This window comes from Pseudomonas putida (assembly GCF_001636055.1).
In the GTDB taxonomy this organism is placed as follows: domain Bacteria; phylum Pseudomonadota; class Gammaproteobacteria; order Pseudomonadales; family Pseudomonadaceae; genus Aquipseudomonas; species Aquipseudomonas machongensis.
Map to the genome: position 1 here is coordinate 4,866,817 of NZ_CP011789.1, position 17,929 is coordinate 4,884,745.

13 protein-coding genes and 3 tRNA genes are annotated in these 17,929 nt (G+C 62.3%); 13 read left to right on the plus strand and 3 right to left on the minus strand.

Features of this window, described 5'->3' with window-relative positions; all coding sequences use genetic code 11:
- Positions 1-739: 739 nt before the first annotated feature.
- The 3 genes from AB688_RS21880 to AB688_RS21890 all read left to right on the plus strand — a co-directional run bounded on the left by AB688_RS21880 (position 740) and on the right by AB688_RS21890 (position 4,890).
- Positions 740-2,041, plus strand: a complete 1,302-nt coding sequence (locus tag AB688_RS21880; RefSeq protein WP_063545880.1) for an OprD family porin — start codon at positions 740-742, stop codon at positions 2,039-2,041.
- Positions 2,042-2,200: 159 nt separating this feature from the next.
- The gene (locus AB688_RS21885) at positions 2,201-3,916 is read left to right on the plus strand and encodes a proline--tRNA ligase (RefSeq protein WP_063545881.1); all 1,716 of its coding nucleotides are present in this window, start codon (positions 2,201-2,203) and stop codon (positions 3,914-3,916) included.
- 20 nt (positions 3,917-3,936) lie between these two features.
- A complete protein-coding gene (locus tag AB688_RS21890) occupies positions 3,937-4,890 on the plus strand; it encodes a hypothetical protein (protein ID WP_063545882.1) in 954 nt (317 codons plus the stop codon).
- Between the two features lie 30 nt (positions 4,891-4,920).
- On the opposite strand, the gene dinB is transcribed toward AB688_RS21890, so the two are convergent.
- Positions 4,921-5,979 (minus strand): DNA polymerase IV, encoded by a 1,059-nt coding sequence (dinB, locus tag AB688_RS21895; protein ID WP_196759912.1) that lies wholly within the window; start codon positions 5,977-5,979, stop codon positions 4,921-4,923.
- A 246-nt stretch (positions 5,980-6,225) separates the two neighbouring features.
- Here dinB and AB688_RS21900 point away from each other — a divergent pair.
- From AB688_RS21900 to AB688_RS21920, 5 genes are all read left to right on the plus strand, one after another.
- Positions 6,226-6,302: transfer RNA gene (locus tag AB688_RS21900), tRNA-Met, on the plus strand.
- Positions 6,303-6,422: 120 nt separating this feature from the next.
- Positions 6,423-6,499 (plus strand) — tRNA-Met (locus AB688_RS21905).
- Between the two features lie 120 nt (positions 6,500-6,619).
- Positions 6,620-6,696 (plus strand) — tRNA-Met (locus AB688_RS21910).
- A 238-nt stretch (positions 6,697-6,934) separates the two neighbouring features.
- A complete protein-coding gene (gene mprF, locus AB688_RS21915) occupies positions 6,935-9,577 on the plus strand; it encodes a bifunctional lysylphosphatidylglycerol flippase/synthetase MprF (protein ID WP_063545884.1) in 2,643 nt (880 codons plus the stop codon).
- On the plus strand, positions 9,577-10,869 hold the full coding sequence (locus AB688_RS21920) for a virulence factor family protein (protein ID WP_054891013.1): 1,293 nt from the start codon (positions 9,577-9,579) through the stop codon (positions 10,867-10,869). Before mprF ends, AB688_RS21920 begins: the two co-directional genes overlap by 1 nt.
- Positions 10,870-10,906: 37 nt before the next feature.
- On the opposite strand, the gene AB688_RS21925 is transcribed toward AB688_RS21920, so the two are convergent.
- Positions 10,907-12,805, minus strand: a complete 1,899-nt coding sequence (locus tag AB688_RS21925) for a potassium transporter Kup (RefSeq protein WP_054891014.1) — start codon at positions 12,803-12,805, stop codon at positions 10,907-10,909.
- 268 nt (positions 12,806-13,073) lie between these two features.
- Between AB688_RS21925 and rimO the strand changes: the two genes are divergently transcribed.
- The 5 genes from rimO (at position 13,074) to tsaA (ending at position 17,009) form a co-directional block, all read left to right on the plus strand.
- The gene (rimO, locus tag AB688_RS21930; RefSeq protein ID WP_063545885.1) at positions 13,074-14,405 is read left to right on the plus strand and encodes a 30S ribosomal protein S12 methylthiotransferase RimO; all 1,332 of its coding nucleotides are present in this window, start codon (positions 13,074-13,076) and stop codon (positions 14,403-14,405) included.
- Between the two features lie 109 nt (positions 14,406-14,514).
- Positions 14,515-14,973, plus strand: coding sequence for a GNAT family N-acetyltransferase (locus AB688_RS21935; RefSeq protein WP_063545886.1), 459 nt, complete (start codon positions 14,515-14,517; stop codon positions 14,971-14,973).
- A gap of 111 nt (positions 14,974-15,084) precedes the next feature.
- The gene (locus tag AB688_RS21940; RefSeq protein WP_054891017.1) at positions 15,085-15,795 is read left to right on the plus strand and encodes an rRNA pseudouridine synthase; all 711 of its coding nucleotides are present in this window, start codon (positions 15,085-15,087) and stop codon (positions 15,793-15,795) included.
- Positions 15,796-15,844: 49 nt separating this feature from the next.
- On the plus strand, positions 15,845-16,306 hold the full coding sequence (locus AB688_RS21945) for a DUF1456 family protein (protein ID WP_054891018.1): 462 nt from the start codon (positions 15,845-15,847) through the stop codon (positions 16,304-16,306).
- Positions 16,307-16,313: 7 nt separating this feature from the next.
- Complete coding sequence (gene tsaA / locus AB688_RS21950) at positions 16,314-17,009, plus strand: tRNA (N6-threonylcarbamoyladenosine(37)-N6)-methyltransferase TrmO (protein WP_063545887.1); 696 nt, start codon at positions 16,314-16,316, stop codon at positions 17,007-17,009.
- 66 nt (positions 17,010-17,075) lie between these two features.
- On the opposite strand, the gene fpr is transcribed toward tsaA, so the two are convergent.
- Positions 17,076-17,855 (minus strand): ferredoxin-NADP reductase, encoded by a 780-nt coding sequence (fpr, locus tag AB688_RS21955; RefSeq protein ID WP_054891020.1) that lies wholly within the window; start codon positions 17,853-17,855, stop codon positions 17,076-17,078.
- Positions 17,856-17,929 lie beyond the last annotated feature (74 nt).

Sequence of the window (17,929 nt, forward strand, 5' to 3'; positions counted from 1 at the left end):
CATCGAATGACACGACCCGACTCGAACGCGGGTGGAGCGCAAGGATACCTTGCTTGCAGAGCCCACGACACGACCCACTCACTTGTCCGCCCCCCCCCGACCGAGACGTACGCGCCACAAGCGGTAACACTGCGCTACTTTTCGCACCAAAATGAAGCAACGAAAAATACACCTGTCATACCCGCCTGGTACAAACTACTCAGCATCAACAGTCAGCGGTAACACCTTGACTTTCAAGCCAGCTTTATTTTGCAAACGATAATCAACATCGCGTTATACCCTCAAAGCACCTGAACCCAGTGTTTCCGGAGGTTTCAGGACGCTTTGCGGGCATTTGTGAAAAATTCATCAACGATGATCGTTTTTGTGCACGCTTGTTGCATTCTTTTTACGCCAAGTCGGCACGGCACCTGCATTAGCCGGTGAACGCGACAAATAACAACAGCGACAAGGGATTCACCAGGGAGCTTCGAGTACACAGCCATTCTTTACGGAATCGTGACGGACTTCGAAGCAGCGCTGGGGTGTACGACCCGCCTTTAGCGGGACGTGATTTGCGACATGGAACTAGCCAAAAGCGACACGACCGTAAACTTACCGAAAGGTTCCGTTTTTCATGTCGCCAAGTACAGTCAGCGTGATATACATTTTCGCCGACATAAAAAGAAAGAGCTGCCCCATATAACTAAAACACTTGGGCGCAGCGGTACTCTTCCTAAAACCAAAGGAGCAAATCACGATGCGCGTGATGAAGTGGAGCATGATCGCCCTGGCTGTTGCAGCGGGGACTTCTGGACTGGCAATGGCGTCGTCGCAGGATGACTCCAAAGGCTTCGTTGACGACAGCAAGCTCAACGTGAAGCTGCGTAACCTGTATTTCAGCCGTGACTTCCGCAACAACCCAAGCGACGAACAGAGCCGTCGCGCCGAGTGGGGCCAAGGCTTCATCGGCACCTTCGAATCCGGCTTCACCCAGGGCACCGTTGGTGTCGGTGTCGACGCCATCGGCCTGCTGGGCATCAAGCTCGACGGCGGTCGTGGCACCACCAACACCGGCCTGTTCCCTGTCGACTCCGAAGGTCGCCCGGAAGATTCCTATTCGAAGGGCTACGGTGCCGTCAAAGCACGCATCTCGAACACCGTCCTCAAGTTCGGCGGCCAGTTCACCTCGCTGCCAGTCTTCGCCACTGACGATAGCCGCCTGCTGCCGGAAGCCGCCGAAGGCTTCCTGCTGACCAGCAAGGAGATCGAAGGCCTGGAGCTGAACGCCGGTCACTTCACCCGTCTGGACGCACAAGCCCAGAGCTACAAGGACAGCATCGGCGGTCGTAACAACCTCGGCATCAAGAACCCGGGTCTGACCGAAGCGAACGTCTTCGGTGGCACCTATGCCGTGACCGACGGCCTGAGCACCAGCCTCTACTACTCCAAAGTCGAAGACTACTGGCGCAAATACTACGCCAACGTCAACTGGGCACTGCCGCTGTCCGACAAACAAGGCCTGGTGTTCGACTTCAACATCTATGACACCAAGAGCGATGGCGAAGGCAAGGTACGCGCCTTCGATGGCGACAAACTGGACAACCGTGCATTCAGCCTGTCCGGCGCCTACAACGTTGGCGCTCACACCTTCACCCTGGCCTACCAGAAGGTCACCGGTGACGGCGACTACGCCTATGGCGTAGACGGCGGCGGCACCATCTTCCTCGCCAACTCCATCGCCCGCTCCGACTTCAACGCCGAAGGCGAGAAGTCCTGGCAGGCTCGCTACGATCTGAACTTCGCCGAGTACGGCATTCCGGGCCTGACCTTCATGACCCGCTACGCCCGTGGTACCGGTGCTCACGTCGAAGGCACCACCAACGGCAAGGAATGGGAACGCGACATCGACGTCAAGTACGTCCTGCAGGAAGGTCCGGCCAAGGACCTGAGCTTCCGTGTCCGCCAGGCCACTTACCGCTCCGCCGATGGCGTCTACTACGGCTCCGCATCGATCGACGAACTGCGTCTGATCGTCGAGTACCCGCTGAGCATCCTGTAAGCCCCGGCTTGCAATGCCCCGCACCTGAAGAAGCCCGGCATCTGCCGGGCTTTTTCTTGGCTGACAAGCCGAGCGCCCTGGGGCATCCTGTACGCCTTCGTCTCGCCCCCGTACAATGCGGGGTCATTTCAAACATTCAGGCAATCGACACGGCTTCCCATGCGCACCAGTCAATATTTGCTCGCCACTCAGAAAGAAACCCCGGCAGACGCCGTTGTCATCAGCCACCAGCTGATGCTGCGCGCCGGCATGATCCGCAAGCTGGCCTCCGGCCTGTACACCTGGCTGCCGATGGGCCTGCGGGTCATGCGCAAGGTCGAGAACGTGGTGCGCGAAGAAATGAACGCCGCCGGTGCCCTTGAAGTGCTGATGCCAAGCATCCAGCCCGCAGAGTTGTGGCAGGAATCCGGGCGCTGGGAGCAATACGGCCCCGAGCTGCTGCGCCTGAAAGACCGCCACGACCGTGATTTCTGCGTCGGCCCGACTCACGAAGAAGTGATCACCGACCTGGCACGCAACGAGCTGTCCAGCTACAAACAGCTGCCGCTGAACATGTACCAGATCCAGACCAAGTTCCGTGACGAGATCCGTCCACGCTTCGGCCTGATGCGCGGCCGCGAGTTCATCATGAAGGACGCCTACTCCTTCCATGCCGACCAGGCTTCCCTGCAGGAAACCTACGACCGCATGCACCAGGCGTACTCCAACATCTTTACCCGCCTGGGCCTGGATTTCCGTCCGGTGCAGGCCGACACCGGCTCTATCGGTGGCAGCTACTCCCACGAATTCCACGTCCTGGCCTCTTCCGGCGAAGACGACGTGATCTTCAGCGACACCTCCGACTACGCCGCCAACATCGAGAAGGCCGAAGCGATTCCACGGGAAACCGTGCGCCCAGCGCCGACCGAAGAACTGCGCCTGGTCGACACGCCAAACGCCAAGACCATCGCCGAACTGGTCGAGAACCACGGCCTGGCGATCGAGAAGACCGTCAAGACCCTGATCGTGCGTGGCGCCGAGGAAGGCAAGCTGGTCGCCCTGATCGTACGTGGCGACCACGAGCTGAACGAAATCAAGGCCACCAAGCTGGAACAGGTTGCTGACCCGCTGGTCATGGCCAGCGACGCCGAGCTGCGCGCAGCCATCGGTGCCGGTGCCGGCTCGCTCGGCCCATTGAACCTGCCGCTGGAATGCATCATCGACCGTTCGGTCGCCCTGATGAGCGACTTCGGCATCGGCGCCAACATCGACGACAAGCACTACTTCGGCGTGAACTGGGAGCGTGATCTGCCAGTGCCACAGGTCGCCGACCTGCGCAACGTCGTCGCCGGTGATCCGAGCCCCGACGGCCAGGGCACCCTGGTCATCAAGCGCGGTATCGAAGTGGGCCACATCTTCCAGCTCGGCACCAAGTACAGCGAGGCGCTCAAGTGCCAGGTACTGGGCGAGAACGGCAAGCCAGTGGTGCTGTCGATGGGTTGCTATGGTATCGGCGTGTCCCGCGTGGTCGCCGCTGCCATCGAGCAGAACCATGACGACAAGGGCATCATCTGGAACGATGCCCTGGCGCCCTTCCAGATCGCCCTCGTGCCATTGCGCTACGAGACCGACGCCGTGCGCGAGGCAACCGACAAGCTCTACGCCGAGCTGACTGCCGCAGGCTACGAAGTGCTGCTGGACGACCGTGACAAGAAGACCAGCCCCGGCATCAAGTTCGCCGACATGGAACTGATCGGCATCCCGCACCGCATCGTCGTCAGCGATCGCGGTCTGGCCGACGGCAACCTGGAGTACAAGCACCGCACCGAACAGGATGCCCAGCCGCTGCCGCTCAACGAAGTGCTGACCTTCCTGCAGGCCCGCATCCGCCGCTGACCACCAATGCACGAGTGAACATGTCCAAGCGAAGTACCTTTACCCTGGGGGGCGCCGCGCTCTGCGGCGCCCTGTTCCTCAGCGGCTGCGCCAACCAGATGTCCCAGCGCAGCGAGCATGAGGAACGTGTCGAGCGCAAGTTGCTCGAGCACAGTCTGCAGATCGACGTCGGCGAGCCCAAGGTGATGGAGCTTCCGCAACGGCGTGTTCGCATCAATGAACAGCGACGCTTCGAAGTCACCGAGTTCGAAGTCACGCGGCGCTATGACCGCTACACGCCCTACCAGCCCTGGCGGGAGATCTACGAGATCCCACTGGGTGCGGTGGCGGTGGTCGCGGGCATAGGCGCCAACGTGGTCAACGTGATCACCTTCGACAGCCTGCCGCAGAGCATGACCCACGACTGGCTGAGCTACGGCCTGGCCGGGCTCAACCCGTTCATGAACGTGCAGTCCAACGGTCGCGCACAGCAGAACCTCGCAGGCATCAGCGAAATCCAGAAGGACAAGCGCGAGGAGTTCACCAGCCTGCCGTGGAACGAGCGCCTGGTCGAGGTCAAGGCTGGCAAGATGACCCACGAGCTGACCACCGACAAGCATGGTGTGCTACGCCTGAACCTGCTCGACAGCCCATTCTCGGAGCAGAACCTCAACCATATCGGCACCCTGCATCTGGCGGCGATCGATGAAGACAACGGCATCCGCGGCGACGCCAGCCTGCTGGTCAGCGGCACGCTGCGCAACAAGCTGCTGGAGGCTCATGAGCTGATCTTCGAAGACCTCGAGGACGATGACGTTGGCCAGTGGGTACACCGGGTCAAACGTCTCTCGGAACTGGGCCTGGAAGAGGAAGCCAGCGAACTGGAACAGAGCCTGATCGAGCTGACACGCAACGATCCGGAGTTGCAGCAGGAATTCCTCAAGACGCTGACCAAGGAAACCGGCAGATTGGTCGCCGACCCTGGAGAGCGGTAAAAAGAACGGGGCGCAATGCGCCCCTTTCTTTTATTGAGCAGGAAACAGCTCCAACTGCTCATGCGCACCGCGCAGATCCCGTAACCTTACCCCCACCCCCAGCAACCTCACCGGCTTGCCACCCCGAGCGAAGGCCTGGCTGAGCAATTGCCGATAGCTCTCAAGGTCCTGCCCTGCCCCCGCCTGTTCCAGGGTGGTCTGGCTGAAATCATGGAACTTGACCTTGACGAAAGGCTTGTCTGGTTTGTAGCTGCTGTCCATCCGCGCAATCCGCCCGTTCAGGCTGTCGAGCAGATCCGGGATTTTTTCCAGGCAACTGGCCAAGTCAGGGAGGTCGTTGTCGTAGGTGTTTTCGACGCTGACAGACTGGCGCCGGCTGTCGTTCTGTACGACCCGTTCGTCGATGCCATGGGCAAGCCCCCACAGCCGCTCACCGAAACTGCCGAACTCGCGCACCAGGCTCAGGCGCGACCATTCGCGCAATGACTGACAGGTGTCGATACCAAGTCTTGAAAGCTTGTCTGCAGTCACCTTGCCCACCCCGTGCAGGCGCGCCACCGGCAGTGCGGCAACGAACTCATCGACCTGATCGGGCCTGATCACGAACAAACCATTGGGTTTGCGCCAATCGCTGGCGATCTTGGCCAGGAACTTGTTCGGTGCAACGCCAGCGGACACCGTAATGTGCAAGGTCTGGGAAACGCGCCGACGGATGTCCTCGGCAATCCGCGTGGCACTGCCGGAAAACCACTGGCTGTCGCTGACATCCAGATACGCCTCATCCAGCGACAGGGGCTCGATCAGATCGGTGTAGTCACGAAATATCGCATGGATTTCCCGCGAGGCCTCACGGTAGGCCTCGAAACGCGGCCTGACGATCAGCAGGTCCGGGCACAACTTCATGGCATGCCCCGACGACATCGCCGAACGCACGCCATAGGCCCTTGCCTCGTAGTTACAGGTGGCGATCACCCCACGCTGCCCCGGCTGACCGCCCACAGCCATGGGCCGACCCGCCAGGCGGGGGTCGTCACGCATCTCGATGGCGGCGTAGAAACAGTCACAATCGATGTGGATGATCTTGCGCAGGGACATGACTGACCGTCAGTACTGTAAATTCATACAGATATTACAGCACGCGCCTCGGCATTCGTCAGCCCCACCCGACGCGGCCAAGGATGATCGGTATGACTGCCCCCCTCGCAAAACCCGCCACAACCCGCGTCATGGCTCAGCCTCTGGCCTGTGCAACAGGCTAAGGGATTGAACAAAAAAGGGTTTTTTGAAAAATAGCTTGACTCACGGAAGGATTTCCGTAGAATTCGATTCCACAGGCGCGGGATGGAGCAGCCTGGTAGCTCGTCGGGCTCATAACCCGAAGGTCGTCGGTTCAAATCCGGCTCCCGCAACCAGATTCGAGAAAAGGCCACTGTTCACACAGTGGCCTTTTTCTTTGCCTTGAAAAAATACCCACGTAAATCAAGGATTAAGATTGACAGCCCGTCGATAATCCGTAGAATGCGCACCACTGACGCGGGATGGAGCAGCCTGGTAGCTCGTCGGGCTCATAACCCGAAGGTCGTCGGTTCAAATCCGGCTCCCGCAACCAGATTCAAGAAAAGGCCACTGTTAACACAGTGGCCTTTTTCTTTGCCTTGAAGAATATCCACGCTCAACACGCATTAAGGTTTGACAGTCCGTCGATAATCCGTAGAATGCGCACCTCTGACGCGGGATGGAGCAGCCTGGTAGCTCGTCGGGCTCATAACCCGAAGGTCGTCGGTTCAAATCCGGCTCCCGCAACCATATTCGTCAGAACAGGCCCCGCCTATCCTTGGATAGCGCGGGGCTTGTTGCGTTTGCCCTTTAAAACATCCTGTCGTACGCGCTTTGCCCTTTGTCTGGCACCTCAATGAACTAACTTTAACTAACCTGAAACGGATAAACCTACTCCACCCGGAGTACTATCTGGACACGTTTTCCAAAGGGACTTTCACTTGGCCGCACGTCTCCTCCTCCTCGCGCTCGCCGCACGAGGTATTTCATGACCTCCCGCTCTCCAGACTCCCAGGCCCCGATCACCGCAGCCCTGCCTGCGGCAGCACAGCGTCTGCCGTGGCTTGAACGCCTCAGCAAATACCGCCAGCCCATCGGCCTGGCGATAACCCTGCTGTTGTTCGCCATGGCGCTGATCGCCTGCCGACACCTGCTGAGCGAGCTGGACATCTATGCCTTGCATGACGCCATGCTCAGCGTGCCCAAGCAGGCGCTGCTGGGTGCTTTGCTGGCCACGGTGGCAGGTTTCGTGACCCTGCTGGGATACGAGTGGTCCGCGGCCCGCTATGCAGGTGTCAAGCTTCCACCCCGCACGCTTGTGCTGGGTGGTTTCAGTGCGTTCGCCATCGGCAATGCCATCGGCCTGTCGATGCTTTCCGGTGGTTCGGTGCGCTATCGCCTTTATGCGCGCAAGGGGCTGGGGGCTGCAGAAGTCGCGCGGATGACCGTGTTCGCCAGCCTCTCGCTGGGCTGCGCACTGCCTCCGCTGGCAGCAGTGGCCACCTTGAGCGACCTCACCGCGGCCTCCACCGCATTGCGCATGTCCCCGACACTGCTGGGCAGCATCGCCGTTGCGGTATTGCTGGCCTGCGCCGTCCTGGCCATGGGGCTCTATCGCCGCCGCGCCGCCGAGCAACCTCTGGCCGACAATCTGCTGGTGCAGGTCGGACGTCGCACCCTGCGCCTGCCCGGTGCACGCCTGACCGCCCTGCAACTGCTCATCACCGCACTGGACGTCGCAGCCGCCGCCACGGTGCTCTACCTGCTGTTGCCCGAAGCCCCGCCATTCGGTGCTTTCGTACTGGTCTACCTGCTGGCCCTCGCCGCTGGCGTACTCAGCCATGTGCCCGGCGGTGTCGGCGTGTTCGAAGCGATCCTGCTCGCCGCCTTCGCCAACGAGCTGGGCGCGGCGCCCCTGGCCGCGGCACTGCTGCTGTATCGCCTGATCTACGTGGTGCTGCCGTTGCTGGTGGCCTGCGTTCTGCTACTGGTAAACGAGGCCCGCCGCCTGCTGTTCGCCCAACAGGCGATCAAGGCTGCATCCGGGCTCGCCGCTCCTGTGCTGGCGATCCTGGTGTTTCTGTCCGGCGTGGTGCTGTTGTTCTCCGGCGTTACCCCAGAGATCGACAGCCGCCTGGAGCACATGGGCTTTCTCATCCCGCATCGACTGATCGACGCCTCGCACTTCGGCGCAAGCCTGATCGGCGTCCTCTGCCTGTTGCTGGCCCAGGGCCTGCGTCGCCGCCTGTCGGCGGCCTGGCTGTTGACCACGGTGTTGCTGCTGACCGGCGCACTGCTGTCGCTGCTCAAGGGCTTCGACTGGGAAGAGGCGTCGATGATGATCTTCACCACCGCCCTGCTCGCCCTGTTCCGGCGCTCGTTCTATCGCCCCAGCCGCCTGCTGGAGCTGCCGTTCTCGCCGATCTACCTGGTAGCCAGCGCTTGCGTGGTCGGTGCCTCGGTATGGCTGCTGCTGTTCGCCTATCAGGACGTCCCCTACAGCCACAAACTGTGGTGGCAATTCACCCTCGACGCCGATGCTCCGCGCGGCCTGCGCGCTGCGCTGGGCAGTGCAGTACTGCTGGTGATCGTCGCCCTGACCTGGCTGCTGCGCACCGCGCGCCCGGTGATTCACCTGCCGAGCGAAGACGAACTGCAGCGCGCCAACCGCATTCTGCTGGCGTCCGATCAGCCCGACGGGGGCCTGGCCCTGACCGGTGACAAGGCGCTGCTGTTCCACCCCAACGACAACGCCTTCCTCATGTATGCCCGTCGCGGCCGCAGCCTGGTCGCCTTGTACGACCCGATCGGCCCGGCCCAGGAGCGTGCCGAGATGATCTGGCAGTTCCGCGACCTCTGCGACCTGCACCACGCCCGCCCGGTGTTCTACCAGGTGCGCGCGGAAAACCTGCCGTTCTACATGGACATCGGCCTGACCGCGATCAAGCTTGGCGAAGAGGCACGGGTCGACCTGCGCCGCTTCGACCTCGAAGCCAAGGGCAAGGAGATGAAGGACCTGCGCTACACCTGGAACCGTGGCGGCCGCGACGGCCTGACCCTGGAGGTCCACGAACCCGGGCATGCGCCCCTGCAGGAGCTCAGGGAAATCTCCGACGCCTGGCTGGCTGGCAAGAACGTGCGCGAAAAAGGCTTCTCGCTGGGCCGCTTCAGCCCGGAGTACCTGCAACATTTCCGAATTGCACTGATCCGCTTCCAGGGCCGTCCGGTGGCCTTCGCCAACCTGCTGGAAACCCACAGCAACGAGTTGGCCAGCCTGGACCTGATGCGCGCGCATCCCGAGGCACCGAAGCTGACCATGGAATTCATGATGCTTGGCCTCATCCTGCATTACAAAAGCCATGACTACGCCCGCTTCAGCCTGGGCATGGTCCCGCTTTCCGGCCTGCAACCGCGTCGCGGCGCACCGCTGACCCAACGCTTGGGTTCGATGGTGTTCCAGCGCGGCGAGCAGCTCTACAACTTCCAGGGCCTGCGGCGCTTCAAGGACAAGTTCCAGCCGGACTGGGAACCCCGTTACATGGCTGTGCCAGCCGGGCTGGACCCCCTGGTTGCACTGGCTGATACCGCCGCCCTGATTGCTGGCGGCCTGACTGGATTGGTGAAACGCTGATGACCCGACGTTACTGGTTGTACCTGCTGATCCCCCTGCTGCTCGCCGTGCTGGCTGGCGGTGGGGCCTTCTGGCTATGGACCCGCCCTGCCCCCGAAGCCCGTATCGAGCACCTCACCCTGGACGATGGCAGTAACCTCACCCGGGTCACGCCCGGCGTGCGCGCCAAGACCCTGGTCGCGGTTGGCGTACCCCATGACCAGGCACTGACCGACAAGCAACTGCTGGATCTCAGCCAGGCCGGTGAAGCGCAACTGGTGCAGGTGATCCTGCCGACCGGCGACTGCAGCAAGCAGCAAGTGGCATTGGACCAGGCCATGGGCAAGCTCTCCGGCAAGCCGACCCTGGTTGCCGGCATCGGGCCAGGCGCCTCGCAGGCCTGGCGCTGGCTGGCCGGGCAGAACGACGACAAGGCCCGAGCCATTTCGGTCGACTTCAACCTCGAACAACCAGACTGCAAGCTCGAGCTGCCTAAAACCGCCGCTCACGGTCACTGGAACGTGGCCTGGAACGATAACCCCGACGACGCCAGCGCTGCCTTCGTGCGCGACCAGGCCAACGCCGAAACCAGCATCAGCGACTATGACATTCACCTGCCGCAGGTACTCAAGGCCCAGCTGACCCAGGCCTTGGTGGGGCGCGATGGCAACGCCCTGGCCATTCCCGTGGTGGAAGTGCCGGCCGGCCAGACCACCGATACCGTCACCCTGTTCCTCTCCGGTGACGGCGGCTGGCGCGACCTGGACCGCGACGTGGCGGGCGAGATGGCCAAGCTCGGCTACCCGGTGGTCGGCATCGACACCCTGCGCTACTACTGGCAGCACAAGACGCCAGAACAGAGCGCTGCCGATCTGTCGGAGCTGATGCAGCACTATCGGCAGAAATGGGGTACCAAGCGCTTCGTGCTGACCGGCTATTCGTTCGGTGCCGATGTACTGCCGGCGATCTACAATCGCCTGCCGGAGGCCGACCAGAAGCGCATCGACGCGGTGATCCTGCTGGCCTTCGCCCGCAGTGGCAGCTTCGAGATCGAAGTGGAGGGCTGGCTGGGCAAGGAAGGCCAGGAGGCCCCGACCGGGCCGGAGATGGCCAAGCTGCCCGCCGCCAAGGTGGTGTGCATCTATGGTGTGGAAGAAACCGACGAAAGCGGCTGCACCGACAAGACGGCCGTGGGCGAGCGCATGAAGCTGCCAGGCGGTCATCACTTCGACGAGAACTACCCGGCGCTGGCCAAGCGCCTGATCGGCGAGATCGAGACCCGCCAGGGCAAGTCGAACGTCGCCGAGCAGTGAAACAACAAGGGCCGCATCGCGGCCCTTGTTGTTTCAATCAGATCTCGACCTGGGTTCCCAGCTCGATCACCCGGTTCAGCGGCAGGTTGAAGAAGCGCAAGTTGCCGTTGGCGTTCTTCAGCAGGAACGCGAACAGGTTCCCGCGCCAGCGCGACATGCCTTCCAGGCGCGAGGCGATCACCGTCTCGCGGCTGAGGAAGTAGGTGGTGCGCATGGGGCTGAAATCCAGCTCTTCCAGATGGCACAGGCGCAGTGCCGCCGGTACGTCCGGTTCATCCATGAAGCCAAAGTGCAGCAATACGCGGAAGAACCCGTCGCCATAGGCCTCGACCTCGAAGCGCTCAGACTCCGGTACCCGCGGCCGATCCTCGCTGACTACCGTCAACAGTACGACCTGGCTGTGCAGCACCTGGTTGTGCAGCATGTTGTGCAACAACGCATGGGGCACCGCATCGGCACGCGCCGTGAGGAACACCGCCGTCCCCTCGACGCGATGCGGTGGCTGCACACGAATGCTGCTGATGAATACCGGCAACGGCAAGCCACCCTCATCGATACGCTCGACGAGAATCTGCTTGCCACGCTTCCAAGTGCTCATCAGCACGAACAGCACGATCCCCGCCAGTACCGGGAAAGCACCACCCTGCACGATCTTCGGCACGTTGGCGGCGAAGAACAGCCCATCCACCAACAGGAACCCCACCAGCAGCGGCACTGCCAGCACCGGTGGCCATTTCCACAGCAGCAGCATCACCGCAGAAACCAGGATAGTCGTCATGAGCATGGTGCCGGTCACCGCCACCCCGTAGGCCGCAGCCAGGGCGCCGGAAGACTCGAAGCCGATCACCAGCAGCACCACGCCGACCATCAGGGTCCAGTTCACGGCGCCAATGTAGATCTGCCCCTGCTCGTCACTGGAGGTGTGCTGGATCTGCATGCGCGGCACGTAGCCCAGCTGAATGGCCTGGCGGGTCAGGGAGAAGGCGCCGGAAATCACCGCCTGGGAGGCAATCACCGTGGCCATGGTCGCCAGCCCGACCAGCGGCAGCAGCGCCCAGCTTGGCGCCAGCAGGTAGAAGGGGTTGCGCGCCGCCTCGGGGTTTTGCAGCAGCATCGCGCCCTGGCCGAAGTAGTTGAGCACCAGCGCTGGCAGCACCAGGGCAAACCAGGCACGGGCGATCGGCTTGCGCCCGAAGTGGCCCATGTCGGCGTACAGCGCCTCGGCACCGGTCAGTGCCAGCACCACCGCACCGAGAATCGCCACGCCCATCCCTGGATGGACGATGAAGAAGTTCAACGCCCACCCGGGATTGAACGCCTTGAGCACTTCCGGGCTTTGCTGGATGCCATGCACGCCGAGCGCAGCCAGCACGAGGAACCAGGCAACCATGATCGGCCCAAAGGCCTTGCCGATCTTCTCGGTACCATGCTTCTGCACCAGGAACAGTGCCACCAGCACCACCAGCGAGATCGGCACCACCCAGTGGTCGATGCCGTCGAACGCCAGCCCCATGCCCTCGACCGCCGACAACACCGAGACTGCCGGGGTGATCATGCTGTCGCCATAGAACAGCGAGGCACCGACCAGCCCGCAGCCGACCATCAGCATGCGCAGCCGCGGATGCGCGGCCGTGGCACGCCGCGCCAGTGCGGTGAGCGCCATGGTGCCGCCCTCGCCCTGGTTGTCGGCACGCAGGATGAACATCACGTACTTGAACGACACGACCCACAGCAGCGACCAGAGAATCAGCGACAGGATGCCCAGCACCCCATCGTGGTCGACCTGTACGCCATAACCGCCGGTAAAGACTTCCTTGAGGGTATACAACGGGCTGGTACCGATATCGCCATAGACCACCCCAACAGCTGCCACCAGCAGGCCCAAAGGGCGTGCCGCCCCATGCCCGCCCTCGGCGTGACTGCTTGCCTGAACCATCGACCACTCCCGCAGACGGCCCCTCGGGGCCGGTAGTATTCGCACCGGACGCCATGCTCGCAGCGCCCGGACCGCTGTCGTCATCCGGCTATCATTGTTACCCGGACACAACGGCGCGAAGCATAGCGCAGCGCTCGTCGCTTTTCTGCTGGTCAAGCGACCTTGCGCTCGCTAGAATTGCGCACTTTTTGATCAGAGGCGCCAAAAACGCCCGCCCGGATCGCGCCGCCACTGGCAGGCGCGACCTGTTTCAATACCGAGGTTAGTCATGTCCACCACTCCCGCCACGCCGAAGGTCGGCTTTGTCTCCCTGGGCTGCCCCAAGGCCCTGGTCGACTCCGAGCGCATCCTCACCCAACTGCGCATGGAAGGCTATGAAGTCGTTCCGACCTACGAAGATGCCGACGTGGTGGTGGTCAACACCTGCGGCTTCATCGACAGCGCCAAGGCCGAGTCGCTGGAAGTGATCGGCGAAGCGATCAAGGAAAACGGCAAGGTCATCGTCACCGGCTGCATGGGTGTCGAGGAAGGCACCATTCGCGACGTGCACCCCAGCGTGCTGTCGGTCACCGGCCCACAGCAATACGAGCAGGTGGTCAATGCCGTACACGAGGTGGTGCCACCGCGCCAGGACCACAACCCGCTGATCGACCTGGTGCCGCCGCAGGGGGTCAAGCTGACCCCGCGCCACTACGCCTACCTGAAGATTTCCGAAGGCTGTAACCACAGCTGCAGCTTCTGCATCATCCCGTCGATGCGCGGCAAGCTGGTCAGCCGCCCGGTCGGCGAAGTGCTGAGCGAGGCCGAGCGCCTGGTGAAGGCTGGCGTCAAGGAGATCCTGGTGATTTCCCAGGACACCAGCGCCTATGGCGTCGACGTCAAGTACAAGACCGACTTCTGGAACGGTCGCCCGGTCAAGACCCGCATGCTCGAGCTGTGCGAAGCGCTGAGCAGCCTGGGCGCCTGGGTGCGCCTGCACTATGTCTACCCCTACCCCAACGTCGATGACGTGATCCCGCTGATGGCCGCCGGCAAGATCCTGCCGTACCTGGACATCCCGTTCCAGCACGCCAGCCCCAAGGTGCTCAAGGCCATGAAACGCCCGGCCTTCGAGGACCGTACCCTGGCGCGCATCAAGAACTGGCGCGAGCAGTGCCCGGAACTGGTGATCCGCTCGACCTTCATCGTCGGCTTCCCCGGTGAGACCGAAGAGGACTTCCAGTACCTGCTCGACTGGCTGACCGAAGCCCAGCTCGACCGCGTCGGCTGCTTCCAGTACTCGCCGGTCGAAGGCGCCCCAGCCAACGACCTGGGCCTGGAAGAAGTCCCGGATGACGTCAAGCAGGATCGCTGGGACCGCTTCATGGCCCACCAGCAGGCGATCAGCACTGCACGCCTGCAACTGCGTATCGGCAAGGAGATCGAGGTACTGATCGACGAGGTCGAGGAACAGGGCTCGGTAGGTCGCAGCTTCTTCGACGCCCCGGAAATCGACGGTAGCGTGTTCATCGACGGTGACCACGGCTTCAAGCCGGGCGACAAGGTCCGTTGCCGTATTGTCGATGCCGACGAATACGACATGTGGGCCGAGCCCATCTGATCGTCACGCCCTTTCGCGCATAACACCGCGAAAGGGCCTGCCAGACAGAAAAAATCCGCACACCGGTGCTGCAGCATCTATGTTTTCCTCACTACCCGAGGAAGACAGAATGTCCTTGCACCTGACGCTACATACCCCCCACTACAGCGACTACCCCGAACTGGTCCGTATCTGGGAAGCATCGGTGCGCGCCACTCATGATTTTCTCCCCGACGCCTACATCGTGCTGCTGCGCGACCATGTACTGCGCCGCTATCTGGACGCCGTGATGCTGGTCTGCTGCCGGGACACTCGACGCAGGATTCTCGGCTTCACCGGCGTCGCCAACGGCCGTGTCGACATGCTCTTCGTCGCCCCTGAGCACCGCGGCCAAGGCGTTGGCAAGCGCCTGCTGCACCACGCCATTTCCGAGCTCAACGCCGATCGCCTGGACGTCAACGAACAGAACCCCCAGGCGCTGGGTTTCTACCTGCATGAGGGCTTCGAGATAGCGGGCCGCTCGGAAACCGATGGCTTGGGTCAGCCGTATCCGCTGCTGCATATGCGACTGATCCGCCCACAGGGCTAGCAACTGCGCCGCCACCGCTGTGCAAATGGCCGAAATGGCACAGATTCCCAGCCGCAGCACGGCTTGGACGGGTACAATGGATACCTTTCCCTGCCCTGTGAATGTCTGCTCATGTCCGAACCCGTCCGCCTGTCCAAACGCCTCATCGAACAGCTCGGCTGCTCCCGCCGCGAGGCCGAACTGTACATCGAGGGCGGCTGGGTCACGGTCGATGGAGTCGTGGTCGAGCAACCGCAGTTCAAGGTTGAAACTCAGCGTGTCGAACTGCTCCCGGGTGCCCGTGCCGAAACACTGGAGCCGGTTACCCTGCTGCTCAACCAGCCCAAGGGCCAGGACAGTGAAGCTGCCCGCGCCAGCATGAACATGGCAAGTCTCAGCGAAGCCCACCGCGAAGGCGTGCGCCCCCTGCACGGGCACTTCGCCAGATTGACTTGCCTCGCCCCGCTCGAACGCGGCGCCAGCGGCCTGCAGGTATTCACCCAGGACTGGCGGGTGACCCGCAAGATCGACGCCGACCTGCGTCGCCTGGAGCAGGAATACATCATCGAGGTACGCGGTGAAACCACACCGCAGGCGCTCGAGCGCCTGGCCCGTGGTGCCACGCGCAATGACCGGGAACTGCCGCGGGCCAAGGCCAGCTGGCAGAACGAAACCCACCTGCGCCTGGTGTTGAAAAACCCGCAGCCTGGGCAGATTTCCGAACTGTGCGCCTACCTTCGCCTGGAAATGCTCGGTATGCGTCGCATTCGCCTGGGTGGTGTGTCGATGGGCAAGCTGCCCTTGGGTCAGTGGCGCTACCTGGCCGCCAGCGAACGTTTCTAAGCGATACCGCCGCGCCGCCAGGTGCGGCCCTGAAAAGGATTCGAGTCACATGAACCACAACGATGTCCTGCGCAGCCTGCGCTACATGCTCAAGGTGAACGACGCCAAGATGGCCGAAATCATCGCCCTGTCCGGCCTTGAAGTGAACCCGGTGGTCCTTGCCGGCTACATCAAGAAGGAAGACGAAGCCGGCTACGTGCGCTGCCCGGAACGCGTCATGGCCCATTTTCTCGATGGCCTGGTGATCCACCGCCGTGGCAAGGACGACAGCCGTGCGCCCCAGCCCGTCGAGCTGCCCGTGACCAACAACACCGTGCTTAAGAAACTGCGGGTGGCGTTCGAGCTGAAGGAAGATGACCTGCACGCGATTCTCAAGTCGGTCAATTTCGCGGTGTCCAAGCCCGAACTCAGCGCGCTGTTTCGCAAGGTCGGGCATGACAACTACCGGCCCTGCCAGGACCAGTTGCTGCGCAACTTCCTCAAGGGCCTGACCCTTCGCGTACGTGGCTGAGCCGATCATGCAGCACAGCGTCACACCGGTGGGCATCGTCCGTTCCTGCTTCAAGGAGAAGTTCGCCATCCCCCGCCAGCCGCGCCTGGCGCCTGCCGCACGTGGCGTGCTGGAGCTGCTGCCGCCGTTCGACCAGGGTGACGCGGTACAGGGCCTGGAGCAGGTCAGCCACGTGTGGCTGCTGTTCCTGTTCCATCAAGCACTGGAAGAAAAGCCCAGGCTGAAGGTGCGCCCACCGCGCCTGGGCGGCAACAAGAGCATGGGCGTGTTCGCCACGCGCGCCACCCATCGCCCCAATGGTATTGGTCAGTCGGTGGTGCGCCTCGAGGGCGTGGAGCCGGGGCGTCTGCTCTTGTCCGGCATCGACCTGCTGGACGGTACGCCAGTGCTGGATATCAAACCCTACGTGCCCTACGCCGACAGCATCGACAATGCCGTCAACCAGATGGCCAGCGATGCGCCACTGCCGATCAACGTGCAGTGGAGCGATAGTGCCCTGCACCAGGCCCACGAACATGCTCTGCGCCTGGCAGAACCACTGGTGGAGCTCATCGAGCAGTGCCTGGCCCAGGACCCGCGCCCGGCCTACCAGGTGCCGCCTGCGGAACGCGTCTACGGGGTAAAGTTCTGGGATGTGCAGGTGCGCTGGCATTATCCCCAGCCGGAAGTGATCCGGGTGCTGGAGGTTGCACGCGAAGCCTGAACTCACATTCTCCAGGCATAAAAAAACGCAGACCCTGGTCTGCGTTTTTTTATGCCGCAATTCGCCTTACTTCTCGACGAATGCACGCTCGATCAGGTAATCACCTGGCTCGCGCATACGCGCCGAGATCTTCAGGCCGAAGCTGTCGAGCACTTCGCTGGTCTCGTCGAGCATGCTCGGGCTGCCGCAGATCATCGCACGGTCGTCCTGCGGGTTGATCGGTGGCAGGCCGATGTCGCTGAACAGCTTGCCGCTGCGCATCAGGTCGGTCAGACGGCCCTGGTTCTCGAACGGCTCGCGGGTCACGGTCGGGTAGTAGATCAGCTTCTCACGCACCGCTTCACCGAAGAATTCATTCTGTGGCAGGTGCTCGGTGATGAACTCGCGGTAGGCGACTTCGTTCACGTAGCGCACGCCATGCACCAGGATGACCTTTTCGAAACGCTCGTAGGTTTCCGGGTCCTGGATCACGCTCATGAACGGTGCCAGGCCGGTGCCGGTGCTCAGCAGGTACAGGTGCTTGCCCGGGTTCAGGTCGTCCAGTACCAGGGTGCCGGTCGGTTTCTTGCTGATGATGATCTCGTCGCCTTCCTTCAGGTGCTGCAGCTGGGAGGTCAGCGGACCGTCCGGCACCTTGATGCTGAAGAACTCCAGATGCTCTTCCCAGTTCGGCGAAGCGATCGAATAGGCACGCATGAGCGGACGGCCGCTTTCCTGCTGCAGGCCGATCATCACGAACTGACCGTTCTCGAAGCGCAGGCCCGGGTCGCGGGTGCACTTGAAGCTGAACAGAGTGTCGTTCCAGTGATGCACACTGAGGACACGTTCGTGGTTCATGTTGCTCATCTAGTGGGGCTCCTGAAGAAAAACGCGGCGCGCGCAAGACGCGCAGTTGCGCGATAGTTTAGGGGCAGCGAGAA